This window comes from Streptomyces pseudogriseolus (assembly GCA_002154585.1).
Lineage (GTDB): Bacteria > Actinomycetota > Actinomycetes > Streptomycetales > Streptomycetaceae > Streptomyces > Streptomyces pseudogriseolus.
Genome location: MUNG01000554.1, coordinates 1 through 831 on the forward strand (window position 1 = coordinate 1; position 831 = coordinate 831).

The 831-nt window shown below is 75.3% G+C and carries 2 pseudogenes; one reads left to right on the forward strand and one right to left on the reverse strand.

Annotated elements, in window-relative coordinates:
* Window positions 1-134: 134 nt before the first annotated feature.
* Window positions 135-704: pseudogene (locus CCN29_RS32650) on the forward strand (GlxA family transcriptional regulator); the annotation flags it as partial.
* Here CCN29_RS32650 and CCN29_RS32655 read toward each other — a convergent pair.
* Window positions 634-831, reverse strand: a pseudogene (locus CCN29_RS32655) (AraC family transcriptional regulator); the annotation flags it as partial. The pseudogenes CCN29_RS32650 and CCN29_RS32655 sit on opposite strands and share 71 nt — an antisense overlap.

Below are 831 nucleotides of genomic sequence, written 5' to 3' on the forward strand. Positions count from 1 at the left end.
CCTCCGGCAACAACGGCTGACCGCTCCTCGCAGGCCGCGGCCGGTGCGTCACCGCGCCGCGGCCACCACCTCCTCGGTCGACACCACCCGCGCGAACCGCCCGCCGTGCAGCGACACCGCCGTGGCCCGGGTCCATCGAGGACGGCAACGTCCGGACCTCGGCCGGCACCGCAGCCGGCATCGACCTCTGCCTCCACCTGGTCCGCCTCGCCCACGGAGCCGAGGCCGCCGCCACCGTCGCCCGCTCCATGGTCACCGCGCCCTTCCGCACCGGCACCCAGGCGCAGTTCATCCAGCACCCCACCCCTCGCGCCGACCACGACGCCGACACCCTCGCCGCCGTACGGGAGTACACCCTGCGGCACCTCCACGAACCGCTGACGGTCACCGACCTGGCCGCCCACGCCGACATGGCACCGCGCACCTTCGCCCGCCACTTCACCGCGGCCACCGGCACCACCCCGCTGCGCCGGCTCCTCGACCAGCGCATCGCCGCAGCCCAGCGCCTCCTGGAACGCACCGACCTCCCCATGCCCGAGGTCGCCCGCCGCGCCGGGTTCGGCAGCGAGGTCACGATGCGCCAGCACTTCGCATCGCGCCTCGCCACCAGCCCTCGCGCCTACCGTGCCGCGTTCAGCGGGACCGCCTCCTCCACCGGGCGATCGGCCTGCTGCCGGCCTCGGTGGAGGAGGCGGTCCCGCTGAACGCGGCACGGTAGGCGCGAGGGCTGGTGGCGAGGCGCGATGCGAAGTGCTGGCGCATCGTGACCTCGCTGCCGAACCCGGCGCGGCGGGCGACCTCGGGCATGGGGAGGTCGGTGCGTTCCAGGAG